This is a genomic window from Falsiroseomonas sp. HW251 (genome assembly GCF_050563545.1).
Taxonomy (GTDB): domain Bacteria; phylum Pseudomonadota; class Alphaproteobacteria; order Acetobacterales; family Acetobacteraceae; genus Falsiroseomonas.
In genome coordinates, this window is the sequence record NZ_JBNXUM010000034.1 from 23,172 (window position 1) to 39,325 (window position 16,154).

Annotated in this window: 18 protein-coding genes; 7 read left to right on the forward strand and 11 right to left on the reverse strand. The window is 69.8% G+C overall.

What is annotated here, in order from left to right; genetic code table 11:
- Positions 1 to 147 precede the first annotated feature (147 nt).
- Both ACLF3M_RS29160 and ACLF3M_RS29165 read right to left on the reverse strand, forming a co-directional pair.
- Positions 148 to 663 carry a helix-turn-helix transcriptional regulator gene (locus ACLF3M_RS29160; protein WP_430660524.1) on the reverse strand — a complete coding sequence of 172 codons (516 nt, stop codon included), beginning with the start codon at positions 661 to 663 and terminating at the stop codon, positions 148 to 150.
- A 238-nt stretch (positions 664 to 901) separates the two neighbouring features.
- The gene (locus ACLF3M_RS29165) at positions 902 to 2,467 is read right to left on the reverse strand and encodes a GMC family oxidoreductase (RefSeq protein WP_430660525.1); all 1,566 of its coding nucleotides are present in this window, start codon (positions 2,465 to 2,467) and stop codon (positions 902 to 904) included.
- Positions 2,468 to 2,712: 245 nt separating this feature from the next.
- Here ACLF3M_RS29165 and ACLF3M_RS29170 point away from each other — a divergent pair, with 245 nt between their 5' ends.
- Complete coding sequence (locus ACLF3M_RS29170; protein ID WP_430660526.1) at positions 2,713 to 3,018, forward strand: hypothetical protein; 306 nt, start codon at positions 2,713 to 2,715, stop codon at positions 3,016 to 3,018.
- A gap of 599 nt (positions 3,019 to 3,617) precedes the next feature.
- Here ACLF3M_RS29170 and ACLF3M_RS29175 read toward each other — a convergent pair.
- The 4 genes from ACLF3M_RS29175 to ACLF3M_RS29190 all read right to left on the reverse strand — a co-directional run bounded on the left by ACLF3M_RS29175 (position 3,618) and on the right by ACLF3M_RS29190 (position 7,123).
- Complete coding sequence (locus ACLF3M_RS29175; RefSeq protein WP_430660527.1) at positions 3,618 to 3,893, reverse strand: hypothetical protein; 276 nt, start codon at positions 3,891 to 3,893, stop codon at positions 3,618 to 3,620.
- Positions 3,894 to 3,952: 59 nt separating this feature from the next.
- The gene (locus tag ACLF3M_RS29180) at positions 3,953 to 4,315 is read right to left on the reverse strand and encodes a response regulator (RefSeq protein WP_430660528.1); all 363 of its coding nucleotides are present in this window, start codon (positions 4,313 to 4,315) and stop codon (positions 3,953 to 3,955) included.
- Between the two features lie 223 nt (positions 4,316 to 4,538).
- On the reverse strand, positions 4,539 to 4,901 hold the full coding sequence (locus ACLF3M_RS29185) for a response regulator (RefSeq protein ID WP_430660529.1): 363 nt from the start codon (positions 4,899 to 4,901) through the stop codon (positions 4,539 to 4,541).
- 161 nt (positions 4,902 to 5,062) lie between these two features.
- Entirely contained in the window at positions 5,063 to 7,123 is a 2,061-nt protein-coding gene (locus ACLF3M_RS29190) for an HWE histidine kinase domain-containing protein (protein WP_430660530.1), read from the reverse strand.
- A gap of 361 nt (positions 7,124 to 7,484) precedes the next feature.
- On the opposite strand from ACLF3M_RS29190, the gene ACLF3M_RS29195 reads away from it, so the two are divergent.
- A complete protein-coding gene (locus ACLF3M_RS29195) occupies positions 7,485 to 8,015 on the forward strand; it encodes a hypothetical protein (RefSeq protein WP_430660531.1) in 531 nt (176 codons plus the stop codon).
- Positions 8,016 to 8,165: 150 nt separating this feature from the next.
- On the opposite strand, the gene ACLF3M_RS29200 is transcribed toward ACLF3M_RS29195, so the two are convergent.
- The 4 genes from ACLF3M_RS29200 to ACLF3M_RS29215 form a co-directional block, all read right to left on the reverse strand.
- Positions 8,166 to 8,336, reverse strand: a complete 171-nt coding sequence (locus ACLF3M_RS29200; RefSeq protein ID WP_430660532.1) for a hypothetical protein — start codon at positions 8,334 to 8,336, stop codon at positions 8,166 to 8,168.
- Positions 8,337 to 8,343: 7 nt separating this feature from the next.
- Entirely contained in the window at positions 8,344 to 8,472 is a 129-nt protein-coding gene (locus tag ACLF3M_RS29205) for a hypothetical protein (protein WP_430660533.1), read from the reverse strand.
- 114 nt (positions 8,473 to 8,586) lie between these two features.
- Complete coding sequence (locus ACLF3M_RS29210) at positions 8,587 to 10,275, reverse strand: FAD-dependent oxidoreductase (protein ID WP_430660534.1); 1,689 nt, start codon at positions 10,273 to 10,275, stop codon at positions 8,587 to 8,589.
- A gap of 4 nt (positions 10,276 to 10,279) precedes the next feature.
- The gene (locus ACLF3M_RS29215) at positions 10,280 to 10,744 is read right to left on the reverse strand and encodes a nuclear transport factor 2 family protein (RefSeq protein WP_430660535.1); all 465 of its coding nucleotides are present in this window, start codon (positions 10,742 to 10,744) and stop codon (positions 10,280 to 10,282) included.
- Between the two features lie 81 nt (positions 10,745 to 10,825).
- On the opposite strand from ACLF3M_RS29215, the gene ACLF3M_RS29220 reads away from it, so the two are divergent.
- Positions 10,826 to 11,500, forward strand: coding sequence for a GntR family transcriptional regulator (locus ACLF3M_RS29220; RefSeq protein ID WP_430660536.1), 675 nt, complete (start codon positions 10,826 to 10,828; stop codon positions 11,498 to 11,500).
- Positions 11,501 to 11,511: 11 nt separating this feature from the next.
- Here the strand turns inward: ACLF3M_RS29220 and ACLF3M_RS29225 are convergent, their stop codons facing one another.
- Positions 11,512 to 12,234 carry an SDR family NAD(P)-dependent oxidoreductase gene (locus ACLF3M_RS29225; RefSeq protein ID WP_430660537.1) on the reverse strand — a complete coding sequence of 241 codons (723 nt, stop codon included), beginning with the start codon at positions 12,232 to 12,234 and terminating at the stop codon, positions 11,512 to 11,514.
- Positions 12,235 to 12,320: 86 nt separating this feature from the next.
- Here ACLF3M_RS29225 and ACLF3M_RS29230 point away from each other — a divergent pair, with 86 nt between their 5' ends.
- The 4 genes from ACLF3M_RS29230 (at position 12,321) to ACLF3M_RS29245 (ending at position 16,154) form a co-directional block, all read left to right on the forward strand.
- Positions 12,321 to 13,301 carry a Bug family tripartite tricarboxylate transporter substrate binding protein gene (locus tag ACLF3M_RS29230; protein WP_430660538.1) on the forward strand — a complete coding sequence of 327 codons (981 nt, stop codon included), beginning with the start codon at positions 12,321 to 12,323 and terminating at the stop codon, positions 13,299 to 13,301.
- Between the two features lie 281 nt (positions 13,302 to 13,582).
- Positions 13,583 to 14,452: a Bug family tripartite tricarboxylate transporter substrate binding protein gene (locus ACLF3M_RS29235; protein ID WP_430660539.1), complete on the forward strand. Its 870-nt coding sequence runs from the start codon at positions 13,583 to 13,585 to the stop codon at positions 14,450 to 14,452.
- Positions 14,453 to 14,457: 5 nt separating this feature from the next.
- Positions 14,458 to 15,141, forward strand: a complete 684-nt coding sequence (locus tag ACLF3M_RS29240) for an RraA family protein (RefSeq protein WP_430660540.1) — start codon at positions 14,458 to 14,460, stop codon at positions 15,139 to 15,141.
- The gene (locus ACLF3M_RS29245; RefSeq protein ID WP_430660541.1) at positions 15,138 to 16,154 is read left to right on the forward strand and encodes a C-terminal binding protein; all 1,017 of its coding nucleotides are present in this window, start codon (positions 15,138 to 15,140) and stop codon (positions 16,152 to 16,154) included. Before ACLF3M_RS29240 ends, ACLF3M_RS29245 begins: the two co-directional genes overlap by 4 nt.

Below are 16,154 nucleotides of genomic sequence, written 5' to 3' on the forward strand. Positions count from 1 at the left end.
GTGGAGCCGGATCATGGCGTCGGCGGGCGGCCCTGTGCGGTGGCGGGTGTTGTATAGCGCGGCGTGCAGCGGGATGCGGGGACCACGCGCATCCAGCCCATGCGGGGCTGGCGATTGACGGCACCCATCCAGCGGTCGCGCGCGCGTTCAGTGCGCGTCGTCGGCATCCCTGGCCCGCGCGCCCGCGAGGCGGTGAAGAAGCTGCTCAATTGCGTCACGGTCTTCGCGGGGGAGCCGCTCGAACAGCGCGAGGATCGCCCTTTGGTCCCGCCTTTCCGCGACCAGCCTGCCGCTTCCCGTGCCGTCCCAGCCCAAGAGGTCGTTCGGAGTGGTCTTATAGTGCCTGGCAATGGCGATGAGCATCTCGATCGACGGGTTGACCGCGCCGCCTTCCAGCTTGGCGACGTAGGCGCGGCTCCGGCCGATGACCGCGGCCAGATCGACTTGGTTCTCACTGGCCGCCTTACGCAGATCGCGCAGGCGACCCGGCATCAGCAGCGGCCGAACCATGAAGTCATCGTGACGCGGGGTCATGTCGTAACGGAACTCCCCAGCCGCCGCCAACGACCCTGCGGCGAGCCGCTTCAACCTCGCCGACGCGGCGAAGGGGCGGCGCACCTGCCAGGCGCCTCGTAGCGGACCGGCGAGAACCAGGCGACCCACGGCTTCCTCCTCCGCGCTGACCTTCACTGCGGATCAAGGACGGCGTCGTCCGGGTCGGGGCGGGGAACTACGCGGTTCTCGACGGGGTCAGGCTTCGCGAACCTGCAAGGCTGGCGCGAGGTGGTCCATCTACAGCGCCCCGGCCAGCCGGAAGCTGAACACCTCGCCGTTCCCGACGGTGAGGCGGTCGTGCAGGGCGATGCGGAAGAGCGCGCTGGCTGCGTCCGTGCGCGACCTGTCATGCATCCGCTCGACGCCGGCCGCGGAATTCAGCGAGCAGACCAGCCGCGATCCGCTCCCCCATTGCGATCAAGGTGAAGTTGGGCGGCACCGACAGGCCCCTGGGCATGATGGAGGCATCGGCGATCCAGAGCCCGTCCAAGCCCCGGACCTGGCCTCGCTCGTCCGCGACAGCCATCGGGTCGGACGCCGGTCCCATCGGCGCCGTGCCGCAGGGGTGGTTGAAAGTGCCGACGTTCGCGCGGGCGTAGGCGCCCAGGAGATCATCGGATGCGACCGTCGCGGCATCCATCCCCGCGATGCCGCGTGTCACAGCCGCGACAGGCACGGCGGTCGCCACGCGCCAGGCGAGACGCAGCGCGTCCATCATGGCCGACATGTCCTGTGGATCGCGCAGCAGATCCAACTCGATCACCGGCGCGGCGGAGGGGTCTGGCCCGGCAAGGCGTAGCCTCCCATGCCCGCGTGGGGCCATGAGCGCCGCGTTAACCAGCGAGACCACTGGCGCGCCACCTGCCTCCGCAACGAGGGCGGGCGACGCCGCAATGTCCAGGAAGCTGACCGGGACCAGGAACACAGGCGCGCCCGACCGCGTCGCGGTGCGAGCGACGGCCTGGAAGCGCGGATCCCGCGCGGGTTTTGCCTCGCCCGGTCGAGGCAGCAGGCGGATCGCGACAGCGGGATGATCGTAGAGGCGCGCGCCAACGCCTGGGCGGTTCAGCGCGGGCGTGATCCCCAGGTCGGCCAACTCCGCCGCCGGCCCGATGCCGGACCGCAGCAGGATCGCGGGCGTGCCCAACGCGCCGGCGGAGAGGACCACGGCACGGCGCGCGCGAAGAACCTCGCCGCTGGCCAGCACGACACCGGAGGCGCGCCCCTTCTCCATGAGAACCCGATCAACGAGTACCTCGCTGCGCACGGTGAGGTTCTTCCGGCCTCGGGCCGGCCCGAGCCACGCCAGCATCGTGGAGGCGCGCACGCCGCCCTCGCGGAGGTTCATCGGCCAAGGACCCACGCCTTCGATCAGCCGGACGTCGTTGTGATCGGCGATGGCCGGCAGGCCGAGCGCCTCGCGGCAGGCGTCGGCAAAGGCGCGCTGGAAGGGGATGAGCGCGTCTTCGCGAAATCGGCGGATCGGCAGCGGCCCGTCTTGGCCGTGGAGAGAGACGTCGGGCGCGTCGCAGTCGGACTCGATCCGACGCAGCCACGGCTCCGTCTCGGTCCAGGACCAGGCGGGGTTGCCGAGCCCGCACCATGCTTCGATGTCGGCAGGACGGGGCCAGGCCGCGGCGGCGGCGTTGATCGCGGAGGTTCCGCCGACGGTCTTGCCGCGGCGATACGGGATGCGCCGCCCCGGCGCTGCCTCGGCCGAGTAGTGCCAGTCGTGCACCATTGCGGCGAGGCGCAGTCCATCGAGCAGGTCGGGCGCTGTCACGGCGGGCTCGCGGTGATCGACACCCGCTTCCAGTAGCAGGATGGACAGCGAGGGATCGTCCGAGAGGCGCACCGCGATCGGTATTCCTGTCGAGCCAGCGCCGACCACCAGCACGTCCTGCATCGTCATCCGTAGCCCTCCCGGGGCGAGCCTAAGGCGGCTTCCTACCGGTCTGCACGGGAAAGCAGCCGCCGCGATCTGGCTGGAGCAGTCGATCCTCTTGTTAGACCCTGCTTCAGAACGCCGCCGCTATGCCTCGTGATGCTCCCACCGCTCTGGATAAGGTGCTCCGATCACCTTTGACCGGTTTCGATCCGCAGGCGCAGGCTCGTGGGACTGGTCCAGAGCGACCCGGACCAGCATTGGAGCCGGCCATGATCATTGCAATCGTCCAGTTCGACCTACCTGGCGACATGACGCTGTCGGAGGCGACCGACACGATCTTCGCGCCGTCCGTCGGCAAGTACCGCGCCATGCCAGGGCTCGTTCGGAAAAATTATCTGTTCGGCCACAGCAAGGGAGGCGGCGTGTATTTGTGGGAATCGATGGAGTCTGCGGAGCGCGCGTACTCGACCGAATGGCGCAGCACGATGGCCGCCCGATTTGGGTCAGCGCCGGCGGTCACGTATTTCGAAAGCCCGATAGAAGTGGAGAATATTGCGCGCCTTCAACCGCGCTGACCCTCATCGGCTGCTCGATGCCGGACAGCGGCCGCAAGATACCCAAGGGCTGTTGCGCAATGACCGACCGCTCAGCGGGCGAAGCGTGGGGGTGGGCTGCCTTGTTGTTCTGGCCGTGGAGGCGCGCCCCCTTCGCCCCTCGCACCCCTGTTCGTCGCGTCCAGTCCTTCCTGCAGGTGGGCCCGGAGTTGAGCGGCTTCGGCGCAGTGCTGATGCATTCCTCTACGGCATCGCTCTTCGAGGTCGCTCAACGTCAGAGGTGAATGCTGGTCCGAGGACGGCGACGGCAGCGCTTCGGCTGACCAAGACGGCGACGGCCGCGGTGAGGGCGGCAAACATCGCGCTATGAACGGCAACCTCCCCAGTAAACGCAGTGCAACGCCGCGCGCGCCGGGCTGTTCCACCAGTCAAAAGAACGCCCGTCGGAGCGCGCCGACAGGCAAGGCTCAACTGGGCGCATCCAAGACGCAGAGGCGGCAGCGGGGCAGGCGCCTTCGTCCGCCCTCGATATGATACGCATGTCGCCCAGCTTCGTTCCGACCCTAACTGTTGGTTGATCGAAGCGAGGCAGAGCGTCCGCCGCCGACTCGGCGGGGACGTCACCCGCTGTCGTAGCACCCGATGCGTGGGGCCTCGAAGCTCGCCGCCTGGAAGCGGTAGGCCCTCCACATCTCCGGCACCACGCGCCGGTCCACACGGACGCGGAAGCTTTCGTAGAACGCGCGGTCGGTCAGCGGCACGTCGGCGCATCGCTTGATCGGCTTTGTCGCATCCAGCCCGGCGGCGGAGGAGGCCACGCGGTCCAGCACTGTCTCGCCGGCCTTCCAGTGCGCGAGCAGCGACGCGATGGAGTCTAGCTCAAGGATGCCGGGCATCAGCGCCGGCGCGCCGCCGCGGATTACTGGCGGGCGCCGAGGCTCAAAGGCAGCGAGGACTAAGCATCCAACCGGCACCGATCGTTGACAGCCGCCAGAAGGTCTTGCGCGTTAAACGGCTTGAGAAAGCAGTAGTCACACCGGCCGCCGAGCGGGCGCGCGACGTTCCGATCATCACCCGTCATCACCATTAACACGACGCCCGGCCAGCGCCGGCGGGCCTCCTCCGCCAGCGCCACGCCGTCCATGCCGTAGCCGAGGTTCACATCGGTGACGATGACCAGGGGAGGTCCTTGCTGCTCGACAGCATCAAGCCCTTCCTCGGCGCTGCCGACGGGCACGACGTCGAGCCCGGCGTCGGCCATCTCTTGATGCAACACTTCGCGGACGAGCGGTTCGTCCTCCACCAGCAGAACGTCCATGCGGCCGAACGCCTCCTCGATCCCGGCCGTGAGGCTGGCCGCGTTGCGAACAGCAACAGAAGTCGGCCCGTCGCCCCACGTTCGTTGCCCCGTGGGCGCCAATCGACACGTCAATACCCGTCTCGCGTTCTAGTGATCGCGGCATGAGGTGGCAGGGCGAGCCCGGTGCGCTTGCCCTCGGATGGTTCGCCGACCGGATCGCACGCCGGCGCGGAAGCGTAGACTACCGCCCCATCCGCGTTTTCACGGCGGCTACGAGTTGCTCGGGCTCGAACGGCTTCACCAGGCAGTTCTCGCGAAGTGCGTCGGGCAGGCCATCGACGCTGCGCTCGTCGCCCGTCATGACGACCACCCCCACATCCGGCCAGCGGCGGCGCACCTCTTCCGCGAGCGCGACGCCGTCCAGGCCGGGTCCGAGGTTCACATCCGCCACGACCGCCGCGGGCAGCGGCTGTCCCTGCCGGTCTAGGGCATGGAGCCCCTCCTCGGCGGTGCCGACGGGCAGCACCCGAAAGCCCGCATCCGTCAGGGCTTCCAGCAGCATTTCGAGAACGAGCGGATCGTCTTCGACCAGTAGGACGTCCATGCGGCGATCGGCCCTCGCGACTGGCAACCGAACCTCGCCAGCATGGGCACGTCAGTTGGCCTTGGATGCTGATGTCACTATCAGCACCAGCTTCGCCCTGTCGTCCTCGCTTAAATACAAAACCATCCCCCGTCTCCCCCGACCAGGGGTTGGGACGCTTCTCAGGCCGCCGTTGCTCCGGTCGCTGCCGCGGCGCGCGCGAGCGGCACGGTCATGACGCAGACCAGCCCTCCTTCCTCCCATACGCGCGCCACGCGGCCGCCAAGCTGTTTCTCTACCGTCGCCTCGACCACCCGAGAGCCGAAGCCGCGCCGTGCCGGCGTGCCGTCCACGCGCGGCCCATCACGCTCGCGCCAGATGACCGTCAGCTTGCCGCTCCTGCTGTCCACCCACCACGTGACCCACACCCGCCCCGCCAGCACCGACAGCGCGCCATACTTCGTCGCGTTGGTCGCCAGCTCATGCAGCACCATGGACATCGCCTGCACGGCGTCAGGGGCCAGCGCGATGTCGGGCCCGTCCACCACGACGCGCTGTTCCGGGCGTGCCCCCTCGATGGTGCCGGCGCTGCCCGGCTGGAAGGCCGCCAGCTCGGCCTGCACAACGTCGCGCATCGCCGCGCTCTCCCACTGGCCGGCAGCGAGGATCGTATGCGCCCGCGCGATCGCGCCGACGCGGCCCTCGATCGCCTGCGCGTAGCCTTCCACGTCATCCTTGCGGGTGAGCCGCAGCGCAGCCTGCACAACGGCCAGCGCGTTCTTGGCGCGGTGGTTCACCTCGCGCATCAGCAGCGTCTGGCGCTCTTCGGCAGCCTTGCGCTCCGTGATGTCCACGTTCACCCCGTAGATGCGTCCCGGCGCGCCGTCAGGTCCCAGGAACCGGCGGGCGCGGGCGGTCATCCAGCGCACCTCGCGCGTGCCGTCCGGCCTGCGCCGCCAGACGCGGAAGTCGGCGTCGAACTCGCCGGTCTTTGCGGACATCTCGGCGGCGGCGGCCACCACCGGCCTGTCTTCGGGGTAGACGATCTCGTTGAAGAAGCGGCCGTAGCTCATGCGCCCGCCCTCCGTAGGGTCCAAGCCGAACAGGGCGAACTGCTCGTCGGACCAAATCACGTCGCCTGTGTTGGGGTCCATCGCCCAGCTGCCGGCGCGGGCAGCGCGCTGCGCCAGGAGGAGCTGGGCCTGATGGTCGCGCAGCTCCGCCGTCCGTTCCTCCACCCGCAGCTCGAGGCCGGCGTTCATCGAGGCAAGGGCGCGCTGCTTGCGCTGCAGCAGCAGGGCGAAGACGACCAACCCGGCCCAGGCCGGCAGGCCCACGGCGAACTGCAGCAGCACTGTCTCGCGCCATCGGGCGACCACCCGAGGGGTCGGTCGCCCCATCGTCGCGTAGAGCGGCAACTCGCCGACGCGTCGAAAGGCGATGAGGCGCGCATCCCCAGGCGCTTCGGTCGGCAGACTGAGCGGTCGGCCGATATACCCCCCGCGCACCGCGCCCTGCCTGGCGGCGTCACGGAGCGGGCTGCCGGCGGGTATGTCGGGCGGCGGTGTGGGAAAGCCGCTGCTGCGGGCCAGCAGAGCGCCGTCCGCGCGGACGAGAGACGCCACGTCGCCCGGCTCGCCGCTGATCGTCGCCAAGCCCTCGGACAGCCGATGCGGATCGACCCCGACGCTGATCACGCCGTCGAAGCTCCCGGCCGGCAGTCCGTTCCCGGTGTCGGTGCGGCGACGACTGACGGCGAAGAAGACGGGGCTGCTGCCAATGCGCCCAGTGGTGACGGCGCTGATGTGAAGGTCGGGTCCGCCGGATGTCTGCAAGGCGACCATCCATTCTCGGTCTGGCACGCGCACCCCACGCGGCACCGGGTACACTCCGCCCGTGACCAGACCCTCGGCGTTGCGGTCCACGACGAAGAGCGTCACCACACCAGGAAGCGACCGCAGCAGTCCGCGCACTTGCGCGTGCAGGTCGCCCTCCCGCTCCCGGATCTGGTCGTCTGACAAGCCGGCCAGGAGGAAGTTGGTGACATCGCCTGCCAGCCGATGCGTGTCGAGGACGCGCAGCGCGTATTCTGCAGCCGCGTCGGCGCCGCGCGCGAGTTCGCGTTCCGCCGCCCTCCAGGTGTCGCGCCAGGCCAGCCAGGCGACGACGAGCAGGATCAGCAAGGGAAGCGCGAGCGCGGCAATGACCAGGACACCGAAACGCCTGGGCGCCTTCCCGCGCACCAACACGTCGCGCGTGATATCTGCGCGCGCTTGCCCCCGCGGCGACCCGCGCTGAAAGTTCATGGGGCCCCCAGGGCGGACGAGCCGCCTGCCACCGCCTACTCGGCCCACTATTGGCCGCCAAAATCAAGTTCTCTACGGCGACGGTCAATCACAACCATACCCGACGGGCTGATGAGGTTGGGAATGGGACCCGCAACGAATTTCCGGGGGGGCCTGTATCATCAGGCGCCCCACCCCCGCGTTTCGATGGCGCGCGGGGGGGCCGTCCGGCCGTCACGCTAGATGGCCGCCCCTGGCGGAGCTGCCGGATGGCGCCGCCTCACGAAGACCGGCGCGCGGTCCGGCTAGGCTGCTCGTCATGACTTCCGCAACCGCTATCCGCGTCAATCGCGCGCCGGTGCTGACCCTCTGGGCGGCTGTGGTCGCCGAGCAGCTCGGCCACCCGCCCGACACCGCCTCGAGCCTGGCCAGCATCGTCGCCGGCACCGCGGCCCAGGCAAAGGCCCGACGCCTGGGTATCGCCGAGCAGCGCGAGAAGACGTCGCGCGAGAAGCGCGAGGGCGCGCCCGTCGAGCAGGTCGTGCGCCTGCTCGGGAAGGACATCCGCCTGGTCGCCGACGCTGATGGCGTCATCCTGGCGGCCGGCAGCGACGGCAAGCCCGCCCCAGCGGCGCCGGTGAGGGCCTACGTCGCCCGCGCGTTCGGCGATCGCCTGCAGGAGGCGCGGCAGGCGATGGAGAAGCTGGCGAAGACGCTGCCGCCGGACGAGCTGAACCGCGTCAGCTTCAAGCTCTACGAGGCGTTCAGGCCGCAGGTACCGGAGGGCGCGAAGGGCTGGGGTGCGAAGGGCGAGCTGCACCTCGACCGCATCCGCCAGGCGTCGATTTGATCCCGTGGCAGGCAGCGGTGCGCGCCCCTGGCCTGCTGCCCGCAGATCGCCCTGGCTTCCACCCGTCCCGCGCGGGATGATGCGCGCGAGTGCAAGGGAGGTGCGGCGATGACCGCCATCCTACGATGGCTCCTGGCGCTGTTCGGCGGCTCAGCGCGGCGGGCGGAGGACGAGGCGCGCAATCGGCAGAAAATCCACGCCCGCGATGCTGCCGCGCGACAGGCTGCCCGCGCCGCGGAGGCCGGCGTCCACAGCCTGCATTAATCGACAATCGACGAAGCTGCACATGGACCGCATCCGCCAGGCGTCGCCGTAGTCCATCTGGCACCTATTCGCGCCGGTCCTCCACGACGACGATCTGCCCGTCCAGCGGCGGCTCGCTGCAGGTGGCGCACCACAATTCGGGGCGTAGGCCGATGCGGTGCAGGCGAGCGTCGGCGCCGACGAGCGCGACCAACTCGTCCCGCCTGAAAGCACTTCGATGCGGTCGTCGGCGGGTTGTGAAGGCTCGGAGCTGCGGTCGAATTCTTGATCAGGGCGACCGGGTCGCACGCATCCTTTTCGTCGAATCCTACCAGCCGCCGGAGCGTGGGCTCGCCGCGAGAAACTCGCCGGCAAGCACCCCGAAGGTCAGCGCCGGGCCGAGCGTAATGCCCGGCCCCGGATAGGTGCCGCCCATCACGCTTGCCATGTCGTTGCCGACGGCATGCAGGCCCTCGATCGGCGTTCCATCCGCGCGCAGCACCTGCGCGTCGTGGTTCGTGCGAAGCCCGACGAAGGTGCCGATGTCGCCGGCGCGCAGCCTGATCGCGAAGAAAGGCGGCCCGGCGACCGGCGCCACGCAGGGGTTCGGGTGATGGCCGGTCTCGCCGATGTGACGCTGGTAGGCATCGCTGCCCTTCCCGAAGGCCGGGTCCTCACCGCTTGGCGCATGCCGGTTCCATTCTGCCAGCGTGCCGGCGAAGCCGTCGGGATCGATGCCGAGGCGCTGCGCCAGCGCCTGGGGCGTCGCTTCCCGCACGAGGTAGCCCGCGCGAAGCAGCCCGCCGTTCGGCGCCGGCCAGGGGCGTGCCGCCCCGATGCCATGCCGCCGCACCGCCGGCGCGTCGCCGATCAGGAAGGCCTCACCGCCGGCGCGCTGCGCGATCAGCGGCCCCAGGTCGTGATACGAAAGCGCCTCGCTGGCGAAGCGCCGGCCGCTTCGGTCGACGATGATGAAGCCAGGCTTGCTGCGATCGAAGAAGTGCGGGTGCGGCGTCGTGCCGCCACCTGGCGACGGCACGTCGGACACGGGCACCCAGGCGACGGGCGAAGCAACCGCGCCACGGAACGCTCCCCCCACCAGGCGGGCCGCCCGCACGCCGTCGCCGGTCGAGCCGGCCGGCGCGAGCGACGGGCCGGCGCCTGCCAAGCCGAGATCCGCGCGCAGTGCCTCATCGTGCGGAACGCCGCCGGTCGCGAGCACGACACCCCGCCGCGTTCGGACGCGATGCGTCGCGCCGTCGCGCGCCACCACCGCGCCCATGACGCGCCCACCTTCCAGTAGGATCTCCCGCAGCGTGGTGCCGGTATGCGGCCGGACGCCGCGCGTCAGCACCGCATGCAGCAGGGCACCCACGAGCGCGTTGCCGTTAGTCAGCCGGGTGGCGCGCCCGTGCCGCAGGCGGTCAGCGGCATAGCGGCCCACAAGGCGCGCCGCCACCAGCGCCGCACCGGGCGAGCGCGTGGCCTGCGACAGCGGGACGATGTCCTCGGCGCTGACCATCATGCCGCCGAGCAGCGTCATGCTCGGCAGCGGCTGGCGGAGCAAAGCGAGATCGTTGCCGAGCCGGCGACCGTCGAAGGGCGCCGGCCGCACCGCGCGGCCGCCCGCGGACCAGCCGGCCTTGTCGGGGTGGTAGTCGGGATAGACTGGCGCGACGAGCCGCAGCCCGGCCTGCGCGACAAGGAAATCGATCGCGCGTGGCGCTTCTGCCAGGAACCGCGCGGCGAGCGCCTCGTCCAGCCGGTTTCCGGCCTCGGCACGGAGATAGGTCAGCGCGCTGCCGGCCGGATCGGCCTCGCGCTTGCCGGCGAAGATGGAATTGCCCGGCGCCCAGATCACCCCGCCGGACAGCGCCGTGGAGCCGCCAACGACAGGCTCCTTCTCGATCAGGCAGACATCGAGGCCACCGACGGCAGCGGTGAAGGCGGCCGCCATCCCGCCCGCGCCGGCACCGACGACCAGCACGTCGCAGGCATCGGGAAGCGGGCGGTCCATGACGTCAGCGCAGGATCTCGCTCCAGACGTCGTAGGCCGCGGGCCGCATGAAGACCGCGTCAATCTTCCGCTTCGCGAAGCGCCAGACGCCGTCCTGGCAGACATACTCGTCGTGGTAGTTGCCCATGAAGAAGGGGCCGTCGAAGGGGATGCGGGTGCGCGGCGTCTCGTCCTTGGCGTCGAAGCGATAGCTCGTGACGTAGGTCGTGCCGATGGCGAGAGTCGCGTCCTCCACCTCGATCAAGATGTTGGAGACGGCATGGCGCGTGGTGCGCGTCTTCGGGCGGCTGTGCATGTAGGTCCGGATCGCCTCCCGCCCCTCCAGCGGCCAGCCATCGAGGTTCAGGACCGCATCTTCGGCGAAGAGGTCGCAGAGCTCGTCGAAGCGCCGGAAGTCGATGAAGACGGCGTAGGCGTTGGGCAGCCGGGCACAGTCGGCTTCGATGGCGCGGCGTTCGGCGGGGCTCATCGGGCGTCCTCCAGGGCGTTTGACAGCAGGCTATATCTTATAGGATTCTAGGGTCAACACGTCCCGAGGGTCCGCTTCCGCATGGATCTCGAGCCGCTCCGCGCCGCCAATGCCGCTGCGCCCGCCGCCTTCGGCAGCGCCGCCTTCGAGGTCGGGCGCGTGCTGCGCGACGCCATCCTGGCCGGGCGCTATCCCGCTGGGGCGCAGATCAAGCAGCAGCCCATCGCCGACGAACTCGGCGTCAGCCACATCCCGGTCCGGGAGGCGTTGAAGACCCTGGAAAGCGAGGGCTTCGTCGTCCTCGCGGCGCGGCGCGGCTACTTCGTCGCGCCCGTCTCGGTCGAGGATGCGCGCGAGATCTGGCACCTGCGGCGGACGCTGGAGCCGCAGGCAATCGCGGCCTCGGTCGGGCGCGCCGGATCGGCTCACTTCGCCGCTGCCGAGGCCGCGATGCGCGATCTCCGGCGCACCGACGACCACCTCGCCTGGATGCGGTTGAACTGGCGTTTCCACGCCGCGCTTTACGAAGCTGCCGGACAGCCACGCCTGCTGGACTTCATCCAGTCGCTCTGGGCGAACGTGATCCGCTACTGCGCGATGCTGGCCGTGCGAGAGACACCTTATGTCCGCAGCGGCGAGCATGCCGGCATCCTGGCCGCCTATCGCAAGGGCGACGCGAAGGCCGCGGAGCGCCTGGTCGTGCGCCACATGGACGAGGTGGAGCGGCGCCTCCTCAAGGTGTTGCGGGCAAGCTGATGCGTCGCCTCCTACCGCGTGCTGCGCCCGCCATCCACCGGCAGAGCGATCCCGGTGACGAAGGACGCGTCGCCGCTGGCGAGGAAGGCGACCGCGGCGGCGACCTCCTCCGGCCTGCCGTAGCGACCCATCGGATGGCGCGCGACGGAGGCGGCGCGGAGCCGATCGGCATCGGGATGGCCGGCGAGGAAGCCATCGGCCATTGGCCCCTCGATCGTGCCCGGGCAGACCGCATTGACGCGAATGCCTTCCGCCGCGTGATCGAGGGCCATTGCGTGGGTCATGGCGACGACGCCGCCCTTGCTTGCGGCATAGCCGGCCATGCCGGCATTGCCGCGCAGGCCGACGACCGACGCGATGTTCACGATGTTCGGCCCGCGACCACGCCGCAGCAGCGGGAGCATCGCGCGGCAGCCCAGGAAGGCGCCCGTCAGGTTCACGTCGATCAGCCGCTGCCAGTCGGCGGGCACGGTCTGCTCCACGCTGCCGGTCAGCAGCACGCCCGCGCAGTTCACCAGCGCATCGAGCCGCGCATGGCGGACCTCCAGTTGCGCCGCCAAGTCGGCCCAGGTCGCCTCCTGCGTGACGTCGAGGGCGATCTCGCACCCCTCGTCGACCTTGCGATCGCAGCCGATGACCGTTCCGCCTTCTGCGGCGAGCCGTCCGCTGATCGCGCGCCCGATCGCGCCCGCCGCGCCCGTGACCACCACGATGCGTCCTTCGAACCGCCGCATCCACAGCTTCTCCGCTCGACCCATGCAATCTGCCACGCGCGTCGGCGCCATGGCCACGCACTGATGACCGGAACAGGGAGGACACCATGACCGACATCACTCGACGCATGCTGGGCGCGCTCGCCGCGGGCGCCGTCGTGCCTGGCGCGGCACGGGCACAGGCGCCCTGGCCGTCGCGATCGCTGCGCTGGATTGTGCCCTATGCGGCCGGCGGCGGCTCGGACTTCCTCGGGCGCACCCTTGCTGCAGCCGTGGGGACCGCGATCGGTCAGACCATCGTGGTGGAGAATCGCGGCGGCGGCGCGACAATCCCGGCCAGCGAGATGGCCGCTCGGTCGGCGCCTGACGGCTACACGCTGCTCTCGGCCGATCTCACGGCTCTGGTGATCACGCCGGCGATGGCGCGGCGCCTGTCCTACGACCCGATCCGCGATTTCCGCCCCGTCGCACCCATCGCGCGCTTCCCCTACGTGATTCTGGTGAACGTGGACCTGCCGGTGCGCACCGCGGCGGAGCTGATCGCGCTGGTCAAGGCCAGGCCCAACGCGCTGAACTTCGCCCATGCCGGCACGGGCACGCCGAATCACCTGGGCACCGAGCGGCTGATCCGGGCGACCGGCATCCAGGTGTCGCAGGTCGCCTATCGCGGCGGGGCGCCGGCGGTGACCGACCTGATCGCGGGCGTGGTGCAGGCCAGCGTCAGCGACTACGCCTCCGCGGCGCCGGCCATCCAGGGCGGCCGCGTGCGCGCGATCGCCGTTCCCTCGCCGCAGCGTCTGGCGCTGCTGCCCGATGTCCCGACGCTGGCCGAGCAGGGCATCACCGGCGCTGACGTCTATTCCTGGCAAGGTGTGGTCGTCCCGACGGGCACGCCGGATGCGATCGTGTCGCGCTTGCAGGTCGAGCTCGACCGCGCGCTGCGCGACCCCGAGATCGCCCAGCGGCTCCGCTCGGTCAGCCTCGAGCCCTTCCCGGGAACGAGCGAGCAGATGCGAGAGCTGATCGCGACGGAGACGCAGATCTGGGCGCCGCTTATCCGGGAGCTTGGGCTGACGCTGGACAGCTAGGGTCGATGTCAGGCTTCGCTGACACAGCGCGACCCCACTGCCCCGGGCGGACGCTTGAGGCCAGCACCGGGTGCGACGTCTAGACGTGAGATATTGGCACTTCGCGCATGACACGCCGATGATGGGCGTTCGACGGAGGCGCCGTGCCAATCCGTCGAAAGCCAGGGGAAGTCAGGCCCATGCACACGTCGCGCAGAGCGTTGCTCCTGGCGGTGAGCACCGCACTTCCGTCGCCGGCCCTCGCGCAGATGCCCCCAGCCGCAGGCCCTATCCGACTCGTCGTGCCCTTCGCGCCCGGCGGATCGGTTGATGTGCTCGCCCGTCTGATGGCACCGCGCCTGGCGGAACAGCTCCGACAGGACGTGATAGTCGAGAACCGCACCGGCGCCGCCGGCCTCATCGCGGCGGAGAACGTCGCTCAATCCCCGCCGAATGGGCTCAGCCTTCTCGTGGCCTCGGGTGGTCAGGTCACGATTGCGGCCGCGCTGGCGTCTAACCTGACCTTCGATCCAATGCGCGACCTCGTGCCGGTCACGCATCTCGTAGACACGCCTTACGTCTTCGTGGTCGGCCCGACACTGCGCCAGCCTACGCTGCGCGAGCTGGTGGCGGAGGCCAGGGCCAACCCCGGCAAGATCACCTATGCCTCGCCCGGCATCGGCTCCGTCACGCACCTCATGATGGAACTGCTGAACCAGCAGACCGGTGCGCGGTTCGAGCACGTGCCCTATCGCGGCACCGCGCAGGCAATGGCAGATATGATCGCGGGCCGCGTCGACATGACGCTAAGCTCCATCGCGTCGGTGAAACCGCAGCTCGATCGCGGTGAGCTTCGTCCTGTCGGGACGGCCGGGGCGCGCCGCGCGGCGGAATTGCCGAACGTGCCCAGCACGGCTGAACTGGGGATAGAGGGGATGGATGTCCGGGTCTGGATCGGCCTCGTCACCCGCGCCGGCACGCCGGAGGCGACAATCGCGCGCCTCGACGAGGCCTCGCGGAAGGTGTTGTCCCAGACGGACCTGCAGGAGCGCCTGGCGCCGCTCGGCCTGGTGCCGGTGGGCGACGGGCCGCAGGCCTTCGGCGCGACACTGGCCGACGATGCCGCGCGCTGGCGGCAGGCCGTCGCACGCGGGAACATCACACTGAACTGACCGACATGCCAGAGATCAATCCTGTCATCGCAACCCTACGGCAGCACGACACGCCGACGGTGTGGAACGCGCTGACGAGACTGCGCGGCCATTCGACGCAGGGGCTGACCATCGGTCCCATCGCGGCGAGCGATTCAGCGATGCGCATGGTGGGCTATGCCGCGACGGCGCGCATGACATCCGACGCGCCGGTGGCCATGAGCGCCGAGGAGAAGGACGCGATCCGCTTCGCCTACTACCGCATGGTCGGCGCTGCGCCGGCGCCACGCATCGTGGTGATGCAGGACATCGGCGAGCGCCGCGGCCTTGGCTCGATCTGGGGTGAGGTCAACGCGGCAATCCATCAAGGGCTGGGTTGCGCAGGCGTCGTCACCGACGGTGCGATGCGCGATCTCGATGCCCTGCACGGGTTCCCGATCCTCGCAGGCAGCATCTGCCTCGGCAACGGCTTCACGCAGCTTCGTGACATCGGCGGTGAGGTCGAGGTCTTCGGCCTGCGCGTGAGGCCCGGCGACCTGATCCATGCCGATCGCCATGGCGCCATGACCATCCCCGCCGAGCATGTCGCCGCGCTGCCCGCCGTGATCGAGACGGTGCTCACGCAGGAGAAACGGATCATCGCGACAACGCGTGCCCCCGGCTTCGACGCCGAGGCGATGATCGAGGCCTGGCGCAAGGGTTGGCGATGAAGATCCTTGTCATCGACCCGCTCTTCGAGACCGAGCCCGACGTCGAGCGCGAAGCCGCCGGCCCGGATGCGGAGTTGGTCTTCCGCCGCTCCGTTAACGGCACGCTGCCCAATCCGCGTGACTATGCCGGCGTGGACGCCGTGCTGAACTGCCGCAGCGCGCATGTCCTGCCGGCTGAGGTGATCGCCAGGCTGGATCGCTGCCGCTGCATCGCCCAGGGCGGCGTGGGCTACGGCCATGTGGACCTGAAGGCGGCAGGCGAGGCCGGAATTCCGGTGATTAACACGCCGGACTACGGCACGACAGAAGTCGCGGACCACGCTGTCGCGCTGGCGCTGTCACTGCTGCGCGGCGTGCAGGCCTATGACCGGCGGCTGCGACGATCCAACGACAGCTGGGACGCGCGGATGCTGAAGACCGTGAAGCGGCTCGGCACGCAGCGTGTCGGCATCGTCGGCATGGGCCGCATCGGCACCGCCGCCGCCCTGCGCTTCCAGGCCTTCGGGATGAAGGTCGGCTACTACGACCCGCACCTGCCCTCCGGCCATCACCTTTCCTACGGGTGGGAGCGACTTGAGACGCTGCCCGAGCTGCTCAAGCGCAGCGACCTCCTCAGCATCCATTGCCTGCTGAACGAGGAGACACGCGGGATGATCGACGCCCGCGCGATCGCGATCCTGCCCGCAGGTGCCGTGCTGGTGAACACCGCCCGCGGCGGCATCGTGGACTTCCGGGCGGTGCACGACGCACTGCTGAGCGGCCATCTCGGTGCGGCAGGCCTCGACGTATTCGAGAAGGAGCCGCTGGACCGCGAGGATCCGCTGATACGCGCCTGGGCAGATGGTGAGGAATGGCTGGACGAGCGGCTGATCCTCACGCCTCACGCCGCCTTCTATAGCATCTCCAGCATCATCGACATTCGACGGCTATCGATGACCTACCTCATGGACTACCTTCGGCACGGGCGCCTTAGGACCTGCGTGAACGCGCCCTACCTGACCCATCGGCGGTGA

Bases quoted from the DNA above. Each gene is read 5' to 3' on its own strand.
- ACLF3M_RS29165 (WP_430660525.1), bottom strand. From the start codon at position 2,467: ATGACGATGCAGGACGTGCTGGTGGTCGGCGCTGGCTCGACAGGAATA.
- ACLF3M_RS29170 (WP_430660526.1), top strand. From the start codon at position 2,713: ATGATCATTGCAATCGTCCAGTTCGACCTACCTGGCGACATGACGCTG.
- ACLF3M_RS29175 (WP_430660527.1), bottom strand. From the start codon at position 3,893: ATGCCCGGCATCCTTGAGCTAGACTCCATCGCGTCGCTGCTCGCGCAC.
- ACLF3M_RS29180 (WP_430660528.1), bottom strand. From the start codon at position 4,315: ATGGACGTTCTGCTGGTGGAGGACGAACCGCTCGTCCGCGAAGTGTTG.
- ACLF3M_RS29185 (WP_430660529.1), bottom strand. From the start codon at position 4,901: ATGGACGTCCTACTGGTCGAAGACGATCCGCTCGTTCTCGAAATGCTG.
- ACLF3M_RS29195 (WP_430660531.1), top strand. From the start codon at position 7,485: ATGACTTCCGCAACCGCTATCCGCGTCAATCGCGCGCCGGTGCTGACC.
- ACLF3M_RS29200 (WP_430660532.1), bottom strand. From the start codon at position 8,336: ATGGACTACGGCGACGCCTGGCGGATGCGGTCCATGTGCAGCTTCGTC.
- ACLF3M_RS29210 (WP_430660534.1), bottom strand. From the start codon at position 10,275: ATGGACCGCCCGCTTCCCGATGCCTGCGACGTGCTGGTCGTCGGTGCC.
- ACLF3M_RS29215 (WP_430660535.1), bottom strand. From the start codon at position 10,744: ATGAGCCCCGCCGAACGCCGCGCCATCGAAGCCGACTGTGCCCGGCTG.
- ACLF3M_RS29220 (WP_430660536.1), top strand. From the start codon at position 10,826: ATGGATCTCGAGCCGCTCCGCGCCGCCAATGCCGCTGCGCCCGCCGCC.
- ACLF3M_RS29225 (WP_430660537.1), bottom strand. From the start codon at position 12,234: ATGCGGCGGTTCGAAGGACGCATCGTGGTGGTCACGGGCGCGGCGGGC.
- ACLF3M_RS29230 (WP_430660538.1), top strand. From the start codon at position 12,321: ATGACCGACATCACTCGACGCATGCTGGGCGCGCTCGCCGCGGGCGCC.
- ACLF3M_RS29240 (WP_430660540.1), top strand. From the start codon at position 14,458: ATGCCAGAGATCAATCCTGTCATCGCAACCCTACGGCAGCACGACACG.
- ACLF3M_RS29245 (WP_430660541.1), top strand. From the start codon at position 15,138: ATGAAGATCCTTGTCATCGACCCGCTCTTCGAGACCGAGCCCGACGTC.